Raw genomic sequence first — 13,394 nt, forward strand, 5'->3', positions numbered from 1 at the left:
GCGCATGGCCGCCCTCGTAGCAGTCAGGAACCCGTCACGACCCCTTCCCGGCGCTCAGAGCCGCCAGCAGGAGCGCCTGCGTGAGAAGGAACCCGGTCAGGAGGTTCAGCCACAGGAATCTGCGCCACCCGCGGTTCGCCTGTTCGCAGTCGCGGTCGTGCAGCTCGCGGAACGGTGCGATCGATCCGAGGTAGACGAGGGGCACGGCTGCCGCGAAGGCTGCGGGAGGGCCGGCGACAAGCAGCAGCGCGGCTGACCCGGCGTAGCCCCACATCGCGAGCCGAACGGTGCGACGGGCGCCGAGCGACGTCGCCACCGAGGCGATGCCGGCGCCGCGGTCGGCGGTGATGTCTTGCACCGCACCGAAGGCGTGCGATGCGGCGCCCCACAAGAAGAACGCGGCCAGCGTCGCGACGACCGGCACCGTGAACCGGCCGCCCACCAGGGCGATCGCGAACACCGCAGGGCTGACGAAGTGCGTGCTCGAAGTCAGAGAGTCGACGAACGGCCGTTCTTTGAGACGCAACCCGGGGGCGGAGTAGGCGACGACGGCGAAGACGCTGACGGCGAGCACGGCAGCGGACGCCGGTCCCCCGGCGGCGAGCAGCACGACGAGGAACGGGACGTTGGTGACGACGGCCGACCAGAGCGTGACACGGTGCCACCGCTCGGACAGGACCGCGCCCTCGATGCCGCCCTTGCGCGGGTTCGCGAGGTCCGACGCGTAGTCGAAGACGTCGTTCAGCCCGTACATGAGCAGGTTGTACGGAATGAGGAAGTACACGGTGCCGAGGGCCAGCAACCATCCGGGTTCGCCGCCCGCCAGCAGGTACGCGACCGCGAACGGGAAGGCGGTGTTGATCCAGCTCAGCGGCCGAGACGCGAGCACGAGCTGCCGGGCGCCGGTGAGCAGGTCGGGCGTCGTCGTGCTCGGCTGACGCGCAGAGGCGGTCGACGTGGTCATGTCCGGACCCGTTCACGGGACGGTACGGGTGCCAGGAGCACCCAGACCGACGGCAGTGCCAGTGCGGCAGCGACCGGCCAGGCGAGGTCCTCGACAGGGCTGAGCCAGACGGTCACGCCGAGGAGGGATGCCGCGTCGTACCGGAACAGGTCGGCGGCGATCATCAGGCTGTCGAACACGACGGTGAGCGCAACGAGGACGACGAGGGTCACGGCGACGGGACGCGCGAACGGCATCCCCCGCCGGCGTGCTGCCCGCGCTCCGGCCACGGCGAGCGCAGCAGCGCACGCGACGAACACGAGGTCCAGCTCCAGGTACGTCATGCGTCGACCTCCCGACGCGTCACGAGCCGGCCCGTCGCCGTGAAGACGACCATCGTGAGATAGCTGAAGAACGTGACGAAGACGAGCTCCTCGAGCGGAAGGTGCGGTGCGATGCTCACGCCGAGCAGGGCACTCCCCCACCCCCGCTCGAAGATGCCGCGAGTGATGGCCATGACGTCCCACGAGAGGAAGAGCGTCACACCGAGCGCCAGCACGACGGCGGCTCGTCGGGGCTCCGCCCACACGAACAGCCGGTGCCTGGCGTCGAGGAGCGCGACGCCGGTCAGGCTGAGCAGCAGTGCGGCCAGGTACGAGCCCTTCATCCCGCGCCTCCGGTGCGGACAGGAGTCGGTGTGGACGGGGCGAGAGGCGCTGTCAGCGGCCCCGACGACCGGTCGCCGCGGAGCCGCTTGATCACGAGCTCCGCGCTGATGAGACACATGGGCAGGCCGATGCCGGGGATGGTCGAGCCGCCCGCGTACAGCAGGCCGTCCACCTTCGCCGACGCGTTCCGACCACGCCACCAGGCACTCTGCCGCAGCACGTGCGCCGGTCCGAGCGCACCGCCGGACCACGCCGACAGGTCCCGGGCGAAGTCGGCCGGACCCACGGTGCGTCGCACGAGCACGCGGTCGGCGAGGTCCGGGATCCCCGCGACCGTCGCGAGCCGGCGGATGGCGTCGTCGGCCACCTGCTCGACCACAGGGTCGCCACTGCCGCCGATCGCGACGTCCGCCGGTACCGGGATCAGCAGGAACAGGTTCTCCGTGTCAGCCGGCGCGACGCTGGGATCCGTTCGCGACGGCGCGCACACGTACATCGACCCGGCGTCCGGGACGTGCCGGTCCCGCCCGAAGACGGCGTCGATGTTGGCGCGCCAGTCCGCCGCGAAGACCAGGGTGTGGTGCGTGAGCTCCGGCACGCGGCCGCGGACGCCCAGGTGGACGAGCACGGCACCCGGCCCGGGGTCACGACGGTCCCACCACTTCTCGGGGTACGTGCGCAGGTGGGGCGGGAGGATCTCGGTCTCCAGGTGGTGCAGGTCACCGGCGCCCACCACGACGTCCGCTGCCAGAACGTGCTCGCGATCGTGGTCGTCGCGGTAGCGCACGCCCGTGACCCGGGCACCCGGCGCATCCGTGGTCAGCACCTGAACCACCCGGGCGCCGGTGCGGATCGTCGCACCCTCGCGTACGGCGAGCCGCTCGAGCGCGTCGACGAGCGTGCCGAACCCGCCGCGCGGGTAGAGCACTCCTTCGACCAGGTCGGCGTGGCTCATGAGGTGGTACAGCGCGGGTGCCTGGTCCGGTGCCGTCCCGAGGAAGACCGCGGGGTACCCGAGCACCCGACGCAGCCGCTCGTCGCGGAACCTCCGGCCCACGTACGCGTCGAGCGTCTGCAGGACGAGAGGTAGCAGCCGACCGGCATGGCGCAGGACCGCCGGAGACAGCAGCCGGGGCAGCGACTCGAACGTCGAGTAGAGCAGGTGCTCGCGCGCCAGCTCGGTGGTCCGCCGAGCCGATGCGAGGTAGCGGCGCAGCTGTGCTCCGGCGCCCGCCTCCACGGCCTCGAACCGTGCCACGGCGTCCTCGAGCCCGGACCGGAGCTCGAGCGGGTCCGCGCCGCTCTCGAACCACGCGCGGTACGCGGGGTCGAGGCGCACCAGGTCCATCTCGGCGTCGGCGCTCGTGCCGAGAAGCGTGAAGAAGTGGTCGATGACCTCGGGCATGAGGTACCACGACGGTCCGGTGTCGAACCGGAAACCCTCGGACTCCCACGTCCCCGCGCGGCCTCCGAGCTGGTCGCGCTGCTCGAGCACGACCACGTCGTACCCGTCACGGGCGAGCAGTGCGGCGGTGCCCAGGCCCGCGACGCCAGCACCGATGACGACGGCCCTGGTCCCCCGCGTCGCGGTGGTCATGACCGAGCCGCCCGTGCCTGGGGCCGGCCGAGGAGGCTCCGCGTCAGGACGAGCGCCTTGACGGCGGTGGGCACGCGGACCCGACGGACCTCGATCTGCGCCGCTGGAGTCCCCCGGAGTCGAACGCTGAGCGCAGCGAACAGGTCGTGCGCGGCGCGGACCCCGCGCCGGCAGGAGGCGGGCAGGTCCTCGATCACGCGTGCGGCGGCCGCGAGGTCCGCGTCGATGTCGTCGAGCAGGACGTCCCGACGGGCGTCGGTGAGGTGTTCTGTACCGACGCCGGGGAAGTAGCTGCGCCCGAGGGCGTCCCGGTCGGCGGCGAGGTCCCGCAGGAAGTTGACCTTCTGGAACGCCGCCCCGAGCCGGCGAGCACCCTCGGCGAGCGCGTCGTACCGGGCTTCGTGCTCGGCAGGGGTGCCGGGCTCGCACGCCACGAAGATCCGCAGGCACATGAGCCCGACCACCTCGGCGGAGCCGTGGACGTAGCTGGCGAACGAGGTGTCGTCGTGCGTGGCTCGCTTCAGGTCCGTGCGCATGGACGCGAAGAACGGGTCGACGAGGTCGGGTCCGATCCCGCACTCGCGTGCCGTCAGCGCGAACGCGTGCACGACGAGGTTGGTGGAGAAGCCTCTGTCGGTCGCACGAGCGGTCTCCGCCTGGAGCTCGTCCAGCACCGCGGCCCGTTCAGCGGGCGACAGGGGAAGCGAGGGAGCGTCGACCACCTCGTCAGCGAGCCGCACGAGTCCGTAGACCGTGCGGACGTGCCCGCGGACCGGCTCGTCGAGCATCCGGGCAGCCCACGAGAAGGACGTCGAGTACCGGTCGATCACGAGGGCGGCGCTGGCCCTGGCGAGGTCGTCGTAGTCCTGTGATGACGTGGTCGCCTGGGTGGTGGTGGTCACGCGACCCGCCTCCGCACGACGAGCAGCGCCTGCGTGAGTCGTTCCACGACCTCGGCGACGGGCCCGATCTCGAGGGCGAGGACGAGGGCCTCCCGGACGTGCTGGTCGACGAGGTCCTCGACGAACGCGCGGGACCCGCAGCGGACGAGTGCGTCGCGGACGGTGTCTGCGGTGGCCTCAGTGAGATCGGGGTCGCCCAGGTGGGGCGCGATGGAGGGCCAGGCGCTCGTGGTGCGGGCGTGTGCGACGAGGGCGGTGACGGTCCCCTCGCGCAGGTCGGACAGGGTGCTCTTGCCGGTGAGGGTCTCGTCGCCGAACGTTCCGAGCAGGTCGTCCTGGAGCTGGAAGGCGATTCCGAGAAGACGACCCAGCCGATCGAGCCGTGGCAGCAGGAAGTCCGGTACGCCGGCCAGGAGGGCACCCGCCTGGAGCGGGAGCGAGAACGAGTAGACCGCAGTCTTGTGCTCCTCGACCGTCAGCACGTCCGTGAGCGTGGGCCAGTCCGTCTGCAGCCCGAGCCGGACGTCTCCGAGCTCGCCGCCCGCCGTGAGGCGGATCGTCTCGTCGAGCAGGTCGAGCAGGCGCGTGACGGTCCCCCGGTCGGTGTCCGCTGTCGCGACCAGGCGCGTGGCGCCGACGAGCGCGAGGTCACCCGCGAGGATTCCGGCAGCCTGGCCATACCGGTGCGCGCGGGTGACCTCTGCTCCCGCGGCGCGCCCGCGTGCCTCGAACGCGCCGGAGACGTTGAGCCGCCCTCGCCGGCTCAGGTCGTGGTCGATCACGTCGTCGTGCATGACGAAGGCCGTGTGCAACAGCTCGACGGCGTCGCCGACCTGCTGGGCGACCTCCGGCCTGTTCCCACCGAAGGCCCGGTAGGTCGCCTGCAGGAGGTCCGGCCGCAGCCGCTTGCCGCCGTCTGCCGCGTCGGACATCGCCTCCCAGAGAGCCCGCGCCTCGGCGCCGTCCGCCCGTTCGGCGCCCTTGACGAAGAAGGCACCGAACGCCTGGAGGTCGAGCAGCTCGGCGGTCATGACGCCCGTGCCAGGCGCTCAGGTTCGGCAGGGACGAGCTCGGCGAGCTGCCGCACCTGGTCGACCATCCACGGGCTGAAGGCCCAGCCGGCCGCGGCAACGGCCCGTCCGAGGTCGACCGTCGAGACCCAGCGGAGCTCGGCGACCTCGTCGGGGTTGGGTGTCGGCTCCTGGTGGGTGACGGCGAACCAGACGGGGCAGAACTCGTTCTCGACGACACCGCCGGCGTCGGTCGCGCGGTACCGGAAGTCCGGGAGCAGCGGCTCGACGTCCTCCACCTCGACGCCCAGCTCTGTCCAGGCGTGGCGCTCTATGGCGTCTGCCATCGGCTCCCCCGGGCGCGGGTGCCCGCAGAACGAGTTGGTCCACACGCCGGGCCAGGTGGTCTTGCTGAGCGCGCGACGCGTGACCAGGAGCAGTCCGGTGGGCGAGAACAGGTAGCAGGAGAACGCGAGGTGCAGCGGGGTGGTCGCGCTGTGGACCGTGCGGCGCGGCGCGGTGCCACACGGCGCACCGACCTCGTCCAGGAGGACGACGAGGTCGTCGGTGCTGGCGGTCGCGGTCATTGCTCGCTCCTCGGATCGGGTCGCTCGGACCACGGTAGATCTATTTTGCTAGCCTGGCTAGATATAAATCAGGCTAGCATTAGACCGTGAGCGAGGAGCCGGTCCCCGAGAGCCCGACGCACTACTGGTACGCCGACGACCGTTCGGTGGTGGAGGTGCTCGAGGCCGTCCGCCTGTTCCGCCGCGCCGACCAGGAGATGCGGCGGCGCATCAGCGCCGGCATGGACATGAACGAGACGGACCTCCAGGCCCTCCAGTTCGTGATCGCGGCCGAGTCCCGCGGCGGACAGGCCCACCCCCGCGAGATCGCCACGTACCTGCGGATCTCCACGGCGTCCACGACGAAGCTGCTCGACCGGCTCACTGCTTCTGGGCACCTGGTCAGGACCGAGCACCCGACGGACCGCAGGTCGGTCGTCGTCTCCAGCACCACGCACGCACATCACGAGATCCGCGAGCGGCTCGAGCGCATGCACGCCGCCATGGCGGCGATCGTCCGTGACGTGCCACCCGGGTCGCGACCACACCTGCGTGACTTCCTGCGGGCGATGGCGGCGCAGCTCGACACCGAGGACACGCCCGCGCCGCTGACCCGGGACCCGGCGATCTGACCGAGCAACCGTCCGGTGTGCCCGTGCGGGACGCCGGAGGAGGGGCAGGCCGGACGTACTCCTAGGCTGTCCGCCCGAGGGCCGCGGCCGCGGCCGCGACGAGCACCGGGTCGGTGGTCGTGCGGCCGGCCGGCCCCGCACCAGGGCCGCCCGTGCCGGTCTCCTGCCTTCCGGCGGACAGGTGCACCGCGGACACTCCCACGGCGACCAGTGCCGGGATGTCCTGAGGTCGCACTCCCCCACCGGCCATGACCTGCAGTCGCCCGGCGGCCTCCCGGACGGTGTCCCGGAGCCGGTCGACCCCGTCGATGCTCCGTGGTGCGCCCCCCGAGGTGAGTACCCGCACGACGCCGAGCGCGACCAGGTCCTCGACCGCAGGCTCGAGGTCGACGACGGTGTCGAGAGCCCGGTGGAAGGTCACCTCGCGACCGTCAGCGGCGGCCACGAGCGCGCGGACGGCGGACCCGTCGACCGCACCCGTCGTCGTCAGGGCCCCGACGACGACGCCGGCGGCACCGGCCGCAACCGCAGCCCGGACGTCACGTACCTGCACGTCGAGCTCATCCGCCGAGAACATGAACCCGCCCGGACGGGGCCGGACCAGCACGTGCACGCCGACGTGGCCGGGGACCGCGGCGACGACCGCGTCGAGCAGCCCGATGCTGGGCGTGAGCCCACCGGTCTCCGCGAGGGCCGCGCACAGCTCGAGACGGTCCGCGCCGCCGTCCACCGCGACCAGAGCGCCCGCGACGTCCTGCACGGCGATCTCGAGGAGCGTCACGTCCAGGACAGCAGCGGCTCGCCGGCGGTCACGGTGTCACCGGGCTGGACGAGCGGCGTGATCACGTCGGCGGGCGCCTCGAGGCCGACCACCGGGCAGACCGGCGACCGGCCGCCCGCGGCGACGTCCGAGGGATCCCACGTGACGACGACCTGCCCCGCGGTGACCACATCACCCTCGGAGACATGCAGCACGAAGCCCGCGCCGCCCAGCTCGACGGTGTCGATGCCGAGGTGCACGAGGACCGCGCGGCCGTCGTCGTGCTGCACCACGAACGCGTGCGGGTGCAGCTTGAGGATGGTCCCGGCGATCGGGGCGATCACCTGGGAGCCGGGCTCGTTCTCGGGATCGACCGCGACACCGGGGCCGACCAGCTCTGCGGAGAACACCGGGTCCGACACCTCGGCAAGCCCGAGGACCTGGCCCGTGACGGGGGCGAGAACGGTGAGGGTCGTCATCAGCGCAGGTCCTCGATGTCCGAGGCGAGCGTGTCAGCCTCGGGGCCGACGATCACCTGGACGGCGACGCCAGATCGCACGACGGCGATCGCTCCGGCGGCCTTGAGGCCTCGCTCGTCGACCAGCGACGGGTTCTCGACCTCGACCCGGAGCCGGGTGATGCAGGGCTCGAGGTCGAGGACGTTCGCGTCCCCGCCCAGCGCCGCCAGGATCTTCTCAGCCTTGGACATCTCCGTGCTCCTCACATCAGTTCTTCGAGGTCGGTTGCGATCAGGTCGACGTGCGGGCCGACGACGACCTGCACCACGCGTCCGGAGATCATCACGCCGAACGCGCCGGCGGCCCGCAGGCCCGCCGCGTCGACACGCCCGGCGTCACGCACGAGCGAGCGGAGCCGCGTGGTGCACGGCTCGATCTCGTCGATGTTGTCGACGCCTCCCAGCGCGGCGAGGATCGCGGCCGCCTGATCTCTGCCTTCGGGCTTCATTGCCGTCCTCCTGCAGTCGCTTCGGATTCATCGGACACGAGGGAGCCGGCGTCGACCGGTGGCCGCCGTCGGGGCACGAGGGCCGGCCGTGGCGCGCGCAGCGGGACCCACACGCTGTAGCGGTCGGCGCGGTAGCAGGCGCGCGAGAACATGGTCGCCGCGTCGACCGAGTAGGTTCGGCGCTCGGCGCGCAGCACGGCACGGGTGTCGCCCAGACCGAGCAAGGACGCCTCGGTGTCCGTCGCCTCGTCGGCGGACAGCGTGTCCTCACCCCACTCGGGCGCCAGGCCGATGCCACGGAGCGCCTCGTACATGCTCGCCGGCGGACCGGCGTCGAACAGTCCGGGCGCCAGGGCCACGGGCACCCAGGCCTGCTCGATGCAGATGGGCGTGCCGTCCGCACTGCGGACCCGGTAGAGGAAGTGCACCTTCTGGCGCGGCTCGATCTCGAGGGCGGTGGCCACGTCGGGCGGTGCTGCGACGACCTGCGCGGTGAGTACCGTGGTCGCCGGCTCCATGCCTCGGCGGCGCATCTCCTCACCGAAGGTGCTCAGGCGCATCTCGAAGTCCATGCGCTGGGGAGCGACGAATGTGCCCCGGCCCTGCTCTCGGACGAGCACGCCCTCGGTGACCAGGGTGTCGACGGCCTGCCGGACGGTCATCCGGGACAGGCCGAACTGCTGGCTCAGGTGGCGCTCGGACGGGATCGCATCGCCCACGCGCAGCTCCTGGGCGACGAGGCCGGCGAGGTGGTCGCGCACCACGAGGTACTTGTGCGCGGCGCCCTGCTCCGACTCGTCCACTGGCGGCCCACTCCCTTGTGCGGCGCGGTCCGGCGGCAGCCGGGACTCACGGGGCTGCCTTTCGACGTGACCCTTGACACATCATGAGGTCTAGACCAGTCTGCTCGCAACTGGTCCAGACCAGCGGCCCCCACGAACCTTCAGGACACCCAACGAGGAGTGCTCCATGACCACCGCCACACTCGAAGCAACCGAGAAGCGAGGCATCCCCGGCCTCGCACAGCTGCAACGCATCGGTCGCTCCCTCATGCTTCCCATCGCCTCGCTGCCCGCCGCGGCTCTGCTGCTGCGGCTCGGCCAGGACGACATGCTCGGAAAGGACGGGCTCGGCGCCAGCGTGGAGTGGATGCTCCCCGTCGCCGCCGTGCTCTCCGCGGCCGGCAACGCGCTGTTCGCGAACCTCGCGCTGCTGTTCGCGCTGGGCGTCGCCGTCGGGTACGCCCGCAAGTCCGACGGCTCGACCGGTCTCGCCGCCGTCATCGGCTATCTCGTGTTCAAGGGTGTCACCGACGCGCTGTCGCCCTACATCCTGGGCGAGGCGGCCGAAGGCGAGAAGCAGGAGCTCATCAACTACGGCGTGCTCGGCGGCGTCGTCATGGGCCTCGTCGCCGCGCTGCTCTACCAGAAGTACTACCGGATCAAGCTCCCGGCGTACCTGGCGTTCTTCGGCGGCCGGCGCTTCGTGCCGATCGTGACCGCGGGCGCGGCCATCGTCATCGCGGTGATCGCATCCCTCATCTACCCCGTGTTCGACGCGGGCTTCACGGCGGTCGGCGAGTGGGTGACCGGCTCGGCGATCCTCGGCGGGTTCGTCTACGGGACCGCGAACCGCCTGCTCGTGCCGATCGGCCTGCACCACCTGCTCAACTCGATGCCGTGGTTCCAGTTCGGCGAGTACACCGACCCGAGCGGCGAGGTCTGGCACGGTGACATCGCCCGCTTCCTGCACGGCGACCCGACCGCGGGAACCTTCATGACGGGCTTCTTCCCGATCATGATGTTCGCGCTGCCCGCCGCCGCGCTGGCGATCGTGCACACCTCGAAGTCCAAGAACCGCAAGGTCATCGCGGGCATCATGGGCTCGGCCGCTCTCGTCTCGTTCGTCACGGGCGTCACCGAGCCGCTCGAGTTCGCGTTCGTCTACGTGGCCTACCCGCTCTACGTCATCCACGCTGTCCTGACGGGAACGTCGCTCGCCCTGGTCAACGCGCTGGGAATCAAGGACGGGTTCGGCTTCTCGGCCGGAGCGATCGACTACGTGCTGAACTTCCGGATCGCGACGATGCCCTTGTGGCTGATCGTCATCGGGCTCGGCTACGCGGCGATCTACTACTTCCTGTTCCGGTTCGTGATCACTCGCTGGAACCTGCGCACGCCCGGTCGTGAGGACGACGACGACAGCCAGGTGCTGGCGGACGACGCGAAGCAGGACGCCAGCCAGACCCGGGAACGCTCGGTCGACACGAGCTCCACGGCGCGATGACCACCGAGGTCGCCATCACTCCCGTCACCCTGCGGGGGTTCGGGGTCAGCCCGGGCCGTCGGGTCGGCGTCGTGGCACGCATGCCCGACGCCCCACCGGCTCCGTCTCCGGAGCCCTCGGCACCGGGGACCGATCTCGAGGGGATGGCGACCGCGGTGGACGACGCGGCGGCGCAGGTCAGGGACTCCCTGGCCCGCGCCGCCGAGGCGGCGACCGGTGAGGCCGCAGACATCCTCACGGTCACCGCCGCGATGGCGGCAGACCCCTCGCTCGCCGACGAGGCCCGTCGCCGGGTGCTCGAGAACAGGTCCTCGCCCGCGCGGGCGGTCTGGGACGCAGCCGAGCTGGTCGCGGAGCAGCTGCGCGCGCTCGGGGGCATGTTCGCCGACCGAGCGACCGACGTGCAGGACGTGCGGGACCGCATCATCGCCGAGCTGCTCGGTCTGCGGCCCCCGGGCGTCCCCGACCCAGGGCACCCGTTCGTGCTGGTCGCCCGCGACCTGGCGCCCGCCGACACGGCGCGGCTGGATCCTGGGCACATCCTGGCCATCGTGACGGCCGGCGGCGGACCTACCGCGCACACCGCGATCCTCGCGCGTTCGCTCGGCATCCCCTGCGTGGTCGCGGTCGGCGGTGCGGAGGTCCTGGCCGACGGGGACACCGTCCTTGTCGACGGGTCGACCGGCGAGGTCGTGCGGCATCCCGACGCCGACGCGGTGGCGCGTGCGGCAGCGGTCCGGTCGCGGCCGACCCGTCTGGAGCGCGCGGGGAGCACCGCCGACGGTCACTCCGTCGCGCTGCTGGCCAACGTGGGTGACCCGGCCGGGTCTGTGGCGGCCGCTGAGGCCGGCGCCGAGGGAATCGGTCTGTTCCGGACCGAGTTCGGCTTCCTCGGCCGCACGACGCCGCCCGACATCGCCGAGCAGGTCGCGGCGTACTCACGCGTCTTCGCAGCGTTCCCCGGGAGACGTGTGGTCATCCGCACGCTCGACGCGGGCGCAGACAAGCCGCTGCCCTTCGTCACGGCCGACGACGAGCCCAACCCCGCACTGGGCGTCCGCGGTCTACGCACCTCGTGGTCGCACCCCCAGGTGCTGGAGGACCAGCTCGAGGCGATCGCCCGTGCCGCGGCCACGTCCTCGGCGGACGTCTGGGTCATGGCACCGATGGTGGCGACGGCGGACGAGGCCGACTCCTTCGTGGAGCGGTGCTCCGCCCACGGCCTGCGTCAGGCCGGGATCATGGTCGAGGTCCCCGCAGCGGCTCTGCGTGCCGGGGACCTGCTCCTGAACGCTCGCTTCGCGAGCCTGGGCACCAACGACCTCACGCAGTACGCGATGGCGGCCGACCGCGAGCTCGCCGGTCTGGCACAGCTGTCGACACCGTGGCAGCCCGCGGTGCTGTCGCTCGTGCAGCTCGCGTGCGCAGGCGGCGCGCTGCACGGCCGTCCGGTCGGGGTCTGCGGAGAGGCTGCCGCAGATCCGGTCCTGGCCCCGGTCCTCGTCGGGCTGGGCGCGTCGTCGCTGTCGATGACCGCCCGAGCGCTGCCGGACGTCGGCGCGGTGCTCGCCTCCGTCTCCCTCGACCAGTGCCGAGCGCTGGCCGGTCTCGCCCTCGCGCAGCGCACAGCCGACGAGGCCCGGTCCGCGGTGCGGGCCGGGCTGCCGGTGCTGGCCGAGCTCGGGCTCTGACGAGGTCAGGCCGACTGCAGCAGGAAGCTCTCCAGGGCGTCGAGCGAGGTTGCCGAGGCGTCGTCGTCGGCGTCCGTCGCCAGCACGACCTCGTCGCCGGGGCCGACCCCGAGCGTCATGATCGCGAGGATGGAACCTGCTGCCACGGGCGTGCCGCCGGCCTTGGCGATCGTGACCTTGGCCGGCTGCTGGCCGGCCGTGGCGACGAACTGGGCGGCTGGGCGTGCGTGCAGCCCTTCGGGAAGTGTGACGACGACGGAACGCTGCATGACATGCCTCCAAGGACGGGTCGACGATGACGTCACCACCATACTGGTCTAGACCAGCAAGCGATAGGACGCCTTGGTCGCCGATGGCTACGCGACCGGCCGGTCCGTCGAGAGCAGCTCCCCGGCCAGCTCGAGCAGCGCCAGACCGACGTCCCGCATCCTGTGGTGATAGTCGAGCGCGGGATCCCAGGATGCGAGGGTCAGCGACGCAAGGGGGAGGTGCTCGGCCGCGGCCCGGACCAGCGCCGTGACCTCGTCGGCGCCCAGCCCACCGGTCGCGGTCCACGCGTTCGCCCGCCCCACAGACACGTCGTGCACGTCGAGGTCCACGTGCACGTGCAGCCGGTCGACGTGGCGCGTCAGCCCCGTCAGCGCGTCGCCCGTGTGCTCCGACCGCACCGTGTCGGCGCTCAGGACCCTGATCGAGGACCCGGCCAGCAGCCGGACCTCGTCGTCGTCGAGCGCGTGCGCACCGAGGATCAGGACCCGCTCGTCGGGCACCGGGACGAAGCCCGGCACGCTCGCGGCGAGCGCCTCCCAGCAGCGGCCGGTGATCGCGCTCAGGCTCATGCCGTCCACGTAGCCGCTCGTCGTCGTCGAGGGGAGCTGTAGGTCGCCGTGTGCGTCCAGCCACAGCACGCCAGTGCGCTCCGGGAGGCCGGCAAGCACCCCCAGGGATGCGCCGCAGTTCCCGGCGAGCACCACGGGCGACGCTCCCGCGTCCCACGCCTCGCGAACACCTGCGGCGACCTCCCGGGCCACGGCGAACGCCGACGCCAGCTCGCCGAGGTGTGCCGGACACCGGACCTCCGCCGCGGAGACCGGACCTCCGGCGAGCCTCAGCCGGCGCTCCGCACCCGCCGCGAGCCACGCGTCGGGCCCCTTGCCCAGACCCTCCCGTCGGCGGCCCGAGTCGTACGGGACCGTGATGAGGCGACGCGCAGGGGCCATCGGCTCAGCGTAGGCAGTCCCCTTGGGTGTGCCTTTGCAGCATTGCGGGCGGTTCACGGTCGAGTCGTTGGCCGGGCAAGAAGCGAGCAGCTCGCACGCAGGAGGGCACGCACCCCGCCCGTCCCACATCGTGAAACGGCAAGCGGGCAATCG

At 71.9% G+C, this 13,394-nt stretch carries 17 protein-coding genes; 3 read left to right on the forward strand and 14 right to left on the reverse strand.

The genetic code is table 11. The features are described from left to right. Positions 1-34: 34 nt before the first annotated feature. The 7 genes from N553_RS0106690 to idi are packed head-to-tail and all read right to left on the reverse strand — an operon-like array spanning position 35 to position 5,707. The gene (locus N553_RS0106690) at positions 35-964 is read right to left on the reverse strand and encodes a prenyltransferase (protein WP_081844402.1); all 930 of its coding nucleotides are present in this window, start codon (positions 962-964) and stop codon (positions 35-37) included. Then, on the reverse strand, positions 961-1,287 hold the full coding sequence (locus N553_RS0106695; RefSeq protein ID WP_028045889.1) for a lycopene cyclase domain-containing protein: 327 nt from the start codon (positions 1,285-1,287) through the stop codon (positions 961-963). The genes N553_RS0106690 and N553_RS0106695 overlap by 4 nt, the downstream gene beginning before the upstream one ends. Further along, positions 1,284-1,610: a lycopene cyclase domain-containing protein gene (locus tag N553_RS0106700; RefSeq protein WP_028045890.1), complete on the reverse strand. Its 327-nt coding sequence runs from the start codon at positions 1,608-1,610 to the stop codon at positions 1,284-1,286. The genes N553_RS0106695 and N553_RS0106700 overlap by 4 nt, the downstream gene beginning before the upstream one ends. Beyond that, positions 1,607-3,208 carry a phytoene desaturase family protein gene (gene crtI, locus N553_RS0106705; RefSeq protein ID WP_028045891.1) on the reverse strand — a complete coding sequence of 534 codons (1,602 nt, stop codon included), beginning with the start codon at positions 3,206-3,208 and terminating at the stop codon, positions 1,607-1,609. Before crtI ends, N553_RS0106700 begins: the two co-directional genes overlap by 4 nt. Next, the gene (locus N553_RS21470; protein WP_034620743.1) at positions 3,205-4,110 is read right to left on the reverse strand and encodes a squalene/phytoene synthase family protein; all 906 of its coding nucleotides are present in this window, start codon (positions 4,108-4,110) and stop codon (positions 3,205-3,207) included. The genes crtI and N553_RS21470 overlap by 4 nt, the downstream gene beginning before the upstream one ends. Beyond that, a complete protein-coding gene (locus tag N553_RS21475; RefSeq protein ID WP_051639873.1) occupies positions 4,107-5,141 on the reverse strand; it encodes a polyprenyl synthetase family protein in 1,035 nt (344 codons plus the stop codon). Before N553_RS21475 ends, N553_RS21470 begins: the two co-directional genes overlap by 4 nt. Further along, positions 5,138-5,707: an isopentenyl-diphosphate Delta-isomerase gene (idi, locus tag N553_RS0106720; protein WP_028045892.1), complete on the reverse strand. Its 570-nt coding sequence runs from the start codon at positions 5,705-5,707 to the stop codon at positions 5,138-5,140. The genes N553_RS21475 and idi overlap by 4 nt, the downstream gene beginning before the upstream one ends. A gap of 86 nt (positions 5,708-5,793) precedes the next feature. On the opposite strand from idi, the gene N553_RS21480 reads away from it, so the two are divergent. Further along, on the forward strand, positions 5,794-6,318 hold the full coding sequence (locus tag N553_RS21480) for a MarR family winged helix-turn-helix transcriptional regulator (protein WP_034620746.1): 525 nt from the start codon (positions 5,794-5,796) through the stop codon (positions 6,316-6,318). A 61-nt stretch (positions 6,319-6,379) separates the two neighbouring features. On the opposite strand, the gene N553_RS0106740 is transcribed toward N553_RS21480, so the two are convergent. Genes N553_RS0106740 through N553_RS21485 form a run of 5 tightly spaced genes read right to left on the reverse strand, consistent with a single transcriptional unit; the run spans position 6,380 to position 8,847 of the window. Further along, positions 6,380-7,105 carry a copper homeostasis protein CutC gene (locus tag N553_RS0106740; RefSeq protein WP_081844403.1) on the reverse strand — a complete coding sequence of 242 codons (726 nt, stop codon included), beginning with the start codon at positions 7,103-7,105 and terminating at the stop codon, positions 6,380-6,382. After that, positions 7,096-7,557 carry a PTS glucose transporter subunit IIA gene (locus N553_RS0106745; RefSeq protein WP_028045895.1) on the reverse strand — a complete coding sequence of 154 codons (462 nt, stop codon included), beginning with the start codon at positions 7,555-7,557 and terminating at the stop codon, positions 7,096-7,098. Before N553_RS0106745 ends, N553_RS0106740 begins: the two co-directional genes overlap by 10 nt. After that, positions 7,557-7,787 carry a glucose PTS transporter subunit EIIB gene (locus tag N553_RS0106750; RefSeq protein ID WP_028045896.1) on the reverse strand — a complete coding sequence of 77 codons (231 nt, stop codon included), beginning with the start codon at positions 7,785-7,787 and terminating at the stop codon, positions 7,557-7,559. The genes N553_RS0106745 and N553_RS0106750 overlap by 1 nt, the downstream gene beginning before the upstream one ends. A gap of 11 nt (positions 7,788-7,798) precedes the next feature. Next, the gene (locus N553_RS0106755; RefSeq protein ID WP_028045897.1) at positions 7,799-8,044 is read right to left on the reverse strand and encodes a glucose PTS transporter subunit EIIB; all 246 of its coding nucleotides are present in this window, start codon (positions 8,042-8,044) and stop codon (positions 7,799-7,801) included. Beyond that, on the reverse strand, positions 8,041-8,847 hold the full coding sequence (locus N553_RS21485) for a GntR family transcriptional regulator (RefSeq protein WP_231505182.1): 807 nt from the start codon (positions 8,845-8,847) through the stop codon (positions 8,041-8,043). The genes N553_RS0106755 and N553_RS21485 overlap by 4 nt, the downstream gene beginning before the upstream one ends. Positions 8,848-9,013: 166 nt before the next feature. Here N553_RS21485 and N553_RS0106765 point away from each other — a divergent pair, with 166 nt between their 5' ends. Both N553_RS0106765 and ptsP read left to right on the forward strand, forming a co-directional pair. After that, positions 9,014-10,330, forward strand: a complete 1,317-nt coding sequence (locus N553_RS0106765; RefSeq protein WP_028045898.1) for a PTS transporter subunit EIIC — start codon at positions 9,014-9,016, stop codon at positions 10,328-10,330. After that, a complete protein-coding gene (ptsP, locus tag N553_RS0106770) occupies positions 10,327-12,021 on the forward strand; it encodes a phosphoenolpyruvate--protein phosphotransferase (RefSeq protein WP_028045899.1) in 1,695 nt (564 codons plus the stop codon). The genes N553_RS0106765 and ptsP overlap by 4 nt, the downstream gene beginning before the upstream one ends. Before the next feature lie 5 nt (positions 12,022-12,026). Here ptsP and N553_RS0106775 read toward each other — a convergent pair whose 3' ends face one another. Further along, the gene (locus N553_RS0106775) at positions 12,027-12,290 is read right to left on the reverse strand and encodes an HPr family phosphocarrier protein (protein ID WP_028045900.1); all 264 of its coding nucleotides are present in this window, start codon (positions 12,288-12,290) and stop codon (positions 12,027-12,029) included. 87 nt (positions 12,291-12,377) lie between these two features. After that, positions 12,378-13,241, reverse strand: a complete 864-nt coding sequence (locus N553_RS0106780; RefSeq protein ID WP_028045901.1) for an arginase family protein — start codon at positions 13,239-13,241, stop codon at positions 12,378-12,380. Positions 13,242-13,394 lie beyond the last annotated feature (153 nt).

Origin of the sequence: Cellulomonas sp. URHE0023, assembly GCF_000688475.1 — a bacterium.
Classification (GTDB): Bacteria; Actinomycetota; Actinomycetes; order Actinomycetales; family Cellulomonadaceae; genus Cellulomonas.